This is a genomic window from Bacillus sp. OK048 (genome assembly GCF_900103525.1).
In the GTDB taxonomy this organism is placed as follows: domain Bacteria; phylum Bacillota; class Bacilli; order Bacillales; family Cytobacillaceae; genus Neobacillus.
This window is the reverse complement of record NZ_FNHN01000022.1, coordinates 25,443-33,141: the sequence shown is the minus strand read 5'-3', so window position 1 is coordinate 33,141 and position 7,699 is coordinate 25,443. Positions and strand designations below refer to the sequence as shown.

Annotated in this window: 9 protein-coding genes and 1 pseudogene; 4 read left to right on the top strand and 6 right to left on the bottom strand. The window is 35.9% G+C overall.

The window, feature by feature from the left end:
- Positions 1-221 precede the first annotated feature (221 nt).
- Together BLR86_RS24450 and BLR86_RS24445 are read left to right on the top strand one after the other, a co-directional pair.
- Positions 222-941, top strand: coding sequence for a hypothetical protein (locus tag BLR86_RS24450; protein ID WP_139185729.1), 720 nt, complete (start codon positions 222-224; stop codon positions 939-941).
- Positions 942-1,079: 138 nt separating this feature from the next.
- Positions 1,080-1,745: a hypothetical protein gene (locus tag BLR86_RS24445; protein WP_090768087.1), complete on the top strand. Its 666-nt coding sequence runs from the start codon at positions 1,080-1,082 to the stop codon at positions 1,743-1,745.
- A gap of 267 nt (positions 1,746-2,012) precedes the next feature.
- Here the strand turns inward: BLR86_RS24445 and BLR86_RS24440 are convergent.
- The 6 genes and pseudogenes from BLR86_RS24440 to BLR86_RS24415 form a co-directional block, all read right to left on the bottom strand.
- Positions 2,013-2,585 (bottom strand): annotated as a pseudogene (locus BLR86_RS24440) (TIGR00366 family protein).
- A 144-nt stretch (positions 2,586-2,729) separates the two neighbouring features.
- Positions 2,730-2,999 carry a replicative helicase loader/inhibitor gene (locus BLR86_RS24435; RefSeq protein ID WP_090768084.1) on the bottom strand — a complete coding sequence of 90 codons (270 nt, stop codon included), beginning with the start codon at positions 2,997-2,999 and terminating at the stop codon, positions 2,730-2,732.
- On the bottom strand, positions 2,992-3,708 hold the full coding sequence (locus tag BLR86_RS24430; protein ID WP_090768081.1) for a conserved phage C-terminal domain-containing protein: 717 nt from the start codon (positions 3,706-3,708) through the stop codon (positions 2,992-2,994). Before BLR86_RS24430 ends, BLR86_RS24435 begins: the two co-directional genes overlap by 8 nt.
- Before the next feature lie 429 nt (positions 3,709-4,137).
- The gene (locus BLR86_RS24425; RefSeq protein WP_090768078.1) at positions 4,138-4,881 is read right to left on the bottom strand and encodes an SDR family NAD(P)-dependent oxidoreductase; all 744 of its coding nucleotides are present in this window, start codon (positions 4,879-4,881) and stop codon (positions 4,138-4,140) included.
- A 317-nt stretch (positions 4,882-5,198) separates the two neighbouring features.
- Complete coding sequence (locus BLR86_RS24420) at positions 5,199-5,777, bottom strand: TetR/AcrR family transcriptional regulator (RefSeq protein ID WP_090768075.1); 579 nt, start codon at positions 5,775-5,777, stop codon at positions 5,199-5,201.
- A 13-nt stretch (positions 5,778-5,790) separates the two neighbouring features.
- The gene (locus tag BLR86_RS24415) at positions 5,791-6,444 is read right to left on the bottom strand and encodes a carboxymuconolactone decarboxylase family protein (protein ID WP_090768071.1); all 654 of its coding nucleotides are present in this window, start codon (positions 6,442-6,444) and stop codon (positions 5,791-5,793) included.
- A gap of 324 nt (positions 6,445-6,768) precedes the next feature.
- Here BLR86_RS24415 and BLR86_RS24410 point away from each other — a divergent pair, with 324 nt between their 5' ends.
- Positions 6,769-7,086: an iron-sulfur cluster biosynthesis family protein gene (locus BLR86_RS24410; RefSeq protein ID WP_254782442.1), complete on the top strand. Its 318-nt coding sequence runs from the start codon at positions 6,769-6,771 to the stop codon at positions 7,084-7,086.
- 39 nt (positions 7,087-7,125) lie between these two features.
- Complete coding sequence (locus BLR86_RS24405) at positions 7,126-7,563, top strand: OsmC family protein (RefSeq protein ID WP_090768068.1); 438 nt, start codon at positions 7,126-7,128, stop codon at positions 7,561-7,563.
- Positions 7,564-7,699 lie beyond the last annotated feature (136 nt).

Here is a 7,699-nt window from a genome sequence, read left to right as displayed (position 1 = left end):
TACTTCAGCAACTAAATCAATGCATACGAAAAAGGAAGAGTTTCCTCCTCCTTTAATCATTACAAGGGTTATATTGAGACTTTTTCAGCAGTCTCATAAAACGATCCTTTTTCTACTTTTCACCTTTATTGCTAGTGGTTATCCTATCCGGAAGTATGTTTGCATACTACTATTTGAAGGAGTTAGGAAATCTATCCATTGTCCCAATTCATAGAACTGATATGGAACAAGCAACAACCACTATTGATGTACGGTTAAATGATAATAGAATTACAGTCCCAGTTTATAAAGCATCAAGCTATACAAAGGCCTCTGCTGATAAATTTGTCAAAGATTTTTCGAAAAGAATACAACTTGATACATCGAATATGGAGGTCATTTACTATCAGAATGAAGGTGTTTATTGGATCGGGGAAAATAGGTCTCATAATATATGGTTTCAAAACTTAGATGGAAGTTACAGTTATACCGACTTTTCAAGTTTTGACGAGGATAAAGAACCGAAAGATGTAAATGAAGGAACTTTAAAAGAAAACGCAACAAAATTCGGCATAGATATTCCCCAAGACGCGCATTTTCAAAAAGTCGAAACTGGTACTTATAAGTGGATCGTAGATAAAAAAGTAAGGGGAAATCAGCTAATAGATGGTTCTTTATCGGTAAGTTATTATAACGATAATACTGTGAAAAGAATTGAGAATCAATTAATAACCTATGACAAGGTAGGGGATGTTCAAATAAAAAGCGAACAAGAAGCATATAAAGAAATTTTAGATGGGAAATTTAAATATTACTCCGAAAATAAAATGATAAAAACCTTGCATATCCATAAATTTGAGCTAAGCTACTATTTGGATTCCAAAGGCTATTATCAACCTATTTATGCTTTCCATAGTACCGTAGATGGGACGGATAATACTATTCTAATTCCGGGAATCTAGAAAACTTGATTTATTATCAATCTTCCACAATCGGGCGCGATTGTGGAAGAGGAATTGTGCCTTTTTAGTAATAGGGCCATTTTGTGGTAGATTGGCAAGATGGTAGTAAAAATAAGGTTGGAAAATTAGAGGGGTATAATGGAAATCTATAATAAGTTAAATCAGATAAGAGTTTCGAACAAAACAACTACAAAACAAAAATTCTTTTCAATAGCGAATGCACTTATTATTGGGGCTGTTCTGGGTTTATTTGCAAAGATTGCGGATTACCCTTATTTTATCAACCTGGGATTTACTGATACAGCTGATCGACTTGGTATATGGGTTTTTGTTGCCACTCTTATATCGGTTTTCAGCTCTTCCCCAAAATTAGCTGGTGTTAAAGTTTTCGCTTTTTTTGGGACGGTGCTGTCCGTCTATTATGTGTACACAGTACTTTTTTTAGGTTTCTTCTCAGTAAAAGCAATTGTTTTTTGGAGTGTATGTGCTGTGGTAACTCCCATTTGTGCATATATAATGTGGTATGCGCGTGGAAGTGGATTCTTTTCTAATGTTATTTTAGCTTTTCCAATTACAGTATTGCTGTCGGAAGGATTTGGATTACGTAACGCTTACTTACCCATTCACACTCATTATTATTTAATACCATGGCTTATGGGATTGTATCTCACCATGATAATTGTTTTGTTACTTATCATTCCTAAAAATAAAATACATTTTTTGATTATTTTACCGATATCCATAGTTTTATCTTTAATCTTAATAAAACTTAATTATTACTACGGCTTATGGGAATATATCTAATCAGTTTAATCAGCTAACGGGCGCGTTTGTGGAAGATCATAAGCCTAATTCCTCGCTAAAAATACGGGGGATTAGGCTTTTTTAACTATCAAAATCCTAACGTTTTAAATCTGCACTTTCCTAACGTTACCCATTGGTAAAGGCATAGGCAATAAGTGGTAAATTAGTGGCAATCGCTGGTAAAAAACATGGCAATAGTGGTACATTCTCATGGCCTTTTTGCCCACGAATCTTCCGTTTGTCTCCTTTAAGAACCGTCTCCTGTCTCTAAAAGAAGTAAAGACCAACGATGAAGATGATTCCTGAGTAGAGTAGTGCCGTGATACAGAAGCCCATGATGTCACGAGCCTTTAGACCGGCAATTGCCAGTGCTGGCAATGCCCAGAACGGTTACGCCATGTTCATCCAGGCTTCCCCGTATGCAATCGCCATGGCGGCTTTACCTAAATCAGCACCCAACGCTTGTGCAACTGGACTAACGAACGGACCTTGGACAACCCAGTGACCACCACCAGAAGGAACCGCTAAATTGATTAAACCTGAGTTAAAGAACGTTAAGAGTGAGAAAGTGTGTTCATTAGAGATGTCAACAAACCATTGAGTAATGATTCCGCCTAGCCCTGAATGTTCCATCATTAATTGGATACCTGCATAGAATGGAAACTGCGCTACAATCCCTGCTGTTCCCCCGATAGCTGCCTTAACAGCTCTCATATAAGACATTGGTGTTCCGTGAAAAATATGTCCAAATACAATGAAAGTAAGGTTTACGATATTAATATCAATTTTTGCAACATTGTTAATAAAGTAGTAGATAATGTAGGTTACGCCAAGTTGTATAAGCGAGAATTCTGCTTTCTTCTAGCTTTTAGCAATCGACTCATTTGGCGATAATTTTCTTGCCATGAAAGGTTCATCACCCAATAATGCTGGGTCAAAGGCCAAATTTAAATTAGATACTTTGGAATTAAAATGCACTGGTCCTCATATATACCAATCTGTTTCTCCTGCAGTCAAATCTAATTCAAACCCATGAGGGATATCGCGGCCCCACGTTGAATTCTGGACCAAATCACTAATCTTCGGCGGATGCGGTGAATCTACCACAAATTTCAATAGATTTACATGCACTTTTTCATACGAATATTTTTGTAGAACCATATGCCAGGCATCCAGCTTATTTTGATCAAAATGAAACTTTTCATAATAGGCTTGAATAAGGTCCATCAACGTATAAATCTCTTTCTTAGTCATCTAAGTTAAAATCCCCCACATTCATTCTCTTCTTACCCTCTTTCTGGTTGAGATAGGATTCAAATTTTGACCCAAACAATGTCTCTGGCCGTAGGAACTTATTCCAAGCAGAGTCTGACTGCCATTCCGCTGACTTCAAATCGATGACTCTAGTAAAATCCTCAAGCGTAAAACCTTCTCCATATCTGGCATGAATCAGTTGCCTTGTCTTAATAGAACCTAGTTTGAAGTTCTTTCCAGTCTTCTCATTCAAATAGCTGATAATTTCTGTATATGGAATCTCTTTTTTTACGATAGAACTGACAGCGACCTCCTCCGTCTTCTCCGTACTTTCCTCAGGTGCATTTTCCTCTATAGGAGTATCTTGTTGCTCGCCTACGCTAGATTCAAGCTCCTGCAACTTTTCATAGTCAATGCTGTACCATTTTGTTTTATCCATTTTCATTTGATTAAAATTATCCGAAAGCACTAACCCCAGCATTTCTAACGACCGAATCGTCCGCTTAAGCGTACTCACTGACCAAAATGGCAGCTGCTTCTGCCACTCCTCATATGTATTGTAAACCCAGGTTCTCCCCGCAATATCATGTTTGCTGATTCCAAGCCAATAATGAATCTGCTGCAACACCACTGCCTCGTTTAATCCAATCTTAGTGGCCAAACTAGGAATAATCATGATCGGACTTTCATTAATTAACAACCTACTCATTAGAACCTCTCCTTTATAGAACTTTTTATAAAGGAACCTTGGTTCGGTCGTAAGACACGAGTATCCCACCGATTGGTTTAAGCCCCTTCAACCTGTAATATAGAAATAAAACCGTAAAAAGGCCATGATAAGGTAAAAAATATTTTTACTTGATGGAAAATGAAAAGGAAGAGTGATAGATTATCTTTTTCTCTCAAGAATTCTTTGAAGTACTCAAATGAAGAAATCTATGGTATTGCTTAGGTCAATCGGAGTATCTCTACGTGTTAATCTGAAGAAATCTAAACGTCAGGATGATCAAATCAGCTTGGTCATTTTGCGTTGATGAAGGATCCAAATCGTTAACCGTTTCCTTACAACTTATTAAGTTGTTCATTTAAAAACAAATAACCCCAACTAAAAGAAGTTGGGGCTATATCTAGATTTTAATTATAGGTCTGAAATCATACCACCATCAACTACGAATTGAGCACCTGTTGAATAGCTTGAATCATCAGAAGCTAAGTAAATGACTAAGTTTGATACTTCTTCTACATCTGCACGACGGCGTAAAGGAATATCTTGTTCTAATTGTTTTAAGTATTCTGCAACATCACCTTGTTCAGCCATTGGAGTTTTAATGATACCAGGATGAACTGAGTTTACACGGATGTTATATTGTCCAAGTTCTGTAGCAGCACCTTTTGTCATACCTGTTACAGCATGTTTTGAAGCACTATATGCAATTGCTGTTGGAGCACTTACTAAACCATCTACTGAAGAGATGTTTACGATTGAACCAACACCTGCTTTTTTCATTGAAGGAAAAACTTTTTGCATACCTAAGAAGACACCTAGTTCATCTACTTTGAAGGTTAATTCGAAATCTTTTACTGTTAATTCTTCTAAAGTTTTGAAAATACCAATACCTGCGTTGTTAACTAATACAGTAACAGGCCCAAATTTTTCTTCCGTTTTTGCAACAACTTCAATCCAGTTTTCTTCGTTTGAAACATCTAATTTAAGGGCAAGTGCATTTTCCCCAAGTTCATCAGCTAAGCTTTTTGCACCTTCGATATTTAAGTCTGTAATTACTACTTTCGCGCCTTCTTCAACGAATTTTCGTGCATGCATTGCACCCATACCTTGTGCTGCACCAGTGATAATGGCTACTTTACCATCTAATTTTCCCATGTTGAATTCCTCCTTGTATGTTTATCGTTATATTTTTTCCAAATAAATTAAATTTATCACTAAAAGTAATTGTGACTTTTATGTGAATAACGTTAGTTTAAACCCAATTTCAGTTATCGTCAATTCAAGAGTCTTGAATTCGAGATAATTTTTTTGTAAACAACTTACTTTTTAATAAAGGCTCATTCGTAGTGGATAGTGCCTAGGCACTGTTCGCAAAGATAACTTATTTAATACAATCGGGTATTAATAACATAGTAAAATATAAAAAGACTTACTAATCATCCGTTAGTAAGTCTTGACTTAAATTTTTCTCTTTAATTTAAATGATACTGTTGTTTAATTACTTCAAAAATATCTTGTAATACTTGGATATTTTGTCGGCTTACCATTAGTAAAATTCCGCCTTCAATCATGGCAACAATCGATGCTGCGTTTTTTTTCGGATTCATTAATTCATCTAACTGATGATCCTTAATCATTTCCGTTAAAATATCAGCAACGGAGTTCACCCAGTGATTAAAAAATTCTTTAATTTTCACTCGGAATTCCTCATCTTGAGAACTCATTTCGATTACCAAATTTCCCATTGCGCATCCGTACTTAATTTCCATTTCTGCATGGCTTGTCTCCGCCCATTGGAGCATGCGATTTAACTTAGTGACAGGGTCATCTGAAGTATTCAAAATTCCAATTATTAACTGTCCTTCCCAATCTTTAACCAGATCTTCTACAACAGCTAATCCAAGATCATGTTTTGATTGAAAGTAATGGTAAAATTGTCCCTTACCTATATTAGTAGCTGCCATAATATCGCTGACTGATGTCGCTTGGTAGCCTTTTGAGTGTATGACCTCTCTAGCTATTCGTATTATTTCCTGTTTTTTGGAAGACATAATTACAACAACCTCAATCTTGAAAACTTTGAATCATATTCGCCATATGAGCATAAGTGCCGCCTGCACGTACTGCGGACGCTACCATGATGGCTTCCGCAAGTTCTTCACTCGTTACGCCTAGCCGGTCTGCATTTTTGGTATGAACATCAATACAATATGGACATTGAGTAGCATTTGCAACAGCTACGGAAATAATCTCTTTAAATTTAGTACTTAGTTTTCCTGCTTTTGTGGCTGCCGCACTAAATGCTTGATAGCCTTTAAAACCATCTGGTGCAAATTTGCCTAATTGGCCTAAGTTTTTTAAATTAGTACGAGCATAAAGTACATCTGATGCTTCTTTATTTTTTGCATTGTGTACATGTGTACTATGGGTAACCGTACCGCCTGCTTCTACTGCAGCAGTTACAAATACAGCTTCAGCTAATTCTTCTAATGTTGCTCCTGCTTTTTTTGCAGCTTTTGTATGAGCATCAATACAATATGGACATTGCGTTACATGGGTAATCGCTACAGCTATGATTTCTTTTTCTTTTTTTGATAGTGCGCCGTCTTTAAAGACAGATGCATTAAATTCATTAAAAGCTTTTAATTGTTCTGGTGCAAGTTCCTTTAATTGAGCTAAATTTTGCATATTTTCTTTTGCATATAAATCTGTTGACATTTTCAAAACTCCTTTTCAATTTTTATTTAGGTTTAGTATAACCTTCGATTCGTTTAATCATCATGCATGTTTTTACCAACTGTTCGGTACAATTATACTACATTTTGTACTTCCTGTTTTCAAGAAAAATGCTTTAGACACAAAATTTCTGGATATTAGTAAGGGTTAAGATAAAAACTATCTCTATATGGAGGACTAATATTTTGTCAGAATGTGAATGAATAGAGTATAATTATTTTTGTACCGAATGGTAGGTACAAAAAATATTGTTTCAAAGTTAATATGTATTTATTCATTGAGAAAAGAATAAAGGAGATGTTTCAAATGACAGTGACGATCACAAAAAGTGCAGTAGCAGAACTGAACAAAAAAGTTGGAAATCAAAAAGGTTATCTTAAAATTCAATATGTAACTGAAGGGCTTGCTTGTGGGGCAGGGGTACCTACTTTATTTTTTGTCTCAACAATAGATGAAACCAAAGACGTTCTATTAGAGACAAATGATCTTCCTGTGTTATTGGAGAAATCAGAGCTAATTTTTTTTGACGATGAATTAAAAATTGATTTTTCGGATTCATCAAACAGTTTTCAGTTGAAAAGCCCACAGCAAATTATAAACGGAAGAATGTCCTTTATCATTTAAAGAAGATATGCAATTTATTTATTTGGAGGAGTGTTAATTATGGCTGATATGAAAATAAATGTGAATGCTGTTTGGGATGGTGGGGTAACAGGGAATGGAACTCTTAAATCAGAGTATCTCGATACAAAAATTGCTATTCCAACATCATTAGGTGGTAGTGGTAATGGAGCAAGTCCAAAGGAGGTTCTCGTTTCTTCTGTAACGACTTGTTATGCAGCAACTCTTACGTTTGTGCTTGCCAGCAGAAGCCTCCCTGTGGCTGAACTTACAGTAAACTCAGAGGCAAATATATCAGATAGTGAATTTAGTATTATCCATTATCCTCACATCGTTTTGTCTGAAGAGGCAACAGAAGAACAAATTCAATCTGCACAAAGAGCGACCGAAACAGCAGATAAAGGGTGCGATGTCGGGAATATATTGAAAAAAGCAGATGTTAAAATTGAAGTTCAAGGTAAAGTTTCTGTGAAAAGATAGGATTCATCCTATGATATAGAAATTCGATGTGGGTCAGCAGGTACCTGAGAATTCTCCCAATGAGAATGGCGCTTTCTGATGTAGGATTTTGATGTTACATTCGGGTAAAAAACTAATCAAATGTTCGTAATATAAG

Excerpts from the sequence above, each read along its gene's own strand:
- BLR86_RS24450 (WP_139185729.1), top strand. The coding sequence starts at position 222 with ATGGAACAAGCAACAACCACTATTGATGTACGGTTAAATGATAATAGA.
- BLR86_RS24420 (WP_090768075.1), bottom strand. The coding sequence starts at position 5,777 with ATGTCTTCCAAAAAACAGGAAATAATACGAATAGCTAGAGAGGTCATA.
- BLR86_RS24425 (WP_090768078.1), bottom strand. The coding sequence starts at position 4,881 with ATGGGAAAATTAGATGGTAAAGTAGCCATTATCACTGGTGCAGCACAA.
- BLR86_RS24405 (WP_090768068.1), top strand. The coding sequence starts at position 7,126 with ATGGCTGATATGAAAATAAATGTGAATGCTGTTTGGGATGGTGGGGTA.
- BLR86_RS24430 (WP_090768081.1), bottom strand. The coding sequence starts at position 3,708 with ATGAGTAGGTTGTTAATTAATGAAAGTCCGATCATGATTATTCCTAGT.
- BLR86_RS24410 (WP_254782442.1), top strand. The coding sequence starts at position 6,769 with ATGACAGTGACGATCACAAAAAGTGCAGTAGCAGAACTGAACAAAAAA.
- BLR86_RS24445 (WP_090768087.1), top strand. The coding sequence starts at position 1,080 with ATGGAAATCTATAATAAGTTAAATCAGATAAGAGTTTCGAACAAAACA.
- BLR86_RS24415 (WP_090768071.1), bottom strand. The coding sequence starts at position 6,444 with ATGTCAACAGATTTATATGCAAAAGAAAATATGCAAAATTTAGCTCAA.
- BLR86_RS24435 (WP_090768084.1), bottom strand. The coding sequence starts at position 2,999 with ATGACTAAGAAAGAGATTTATACGTTGATGGACCTTATTCAAGCCTAT.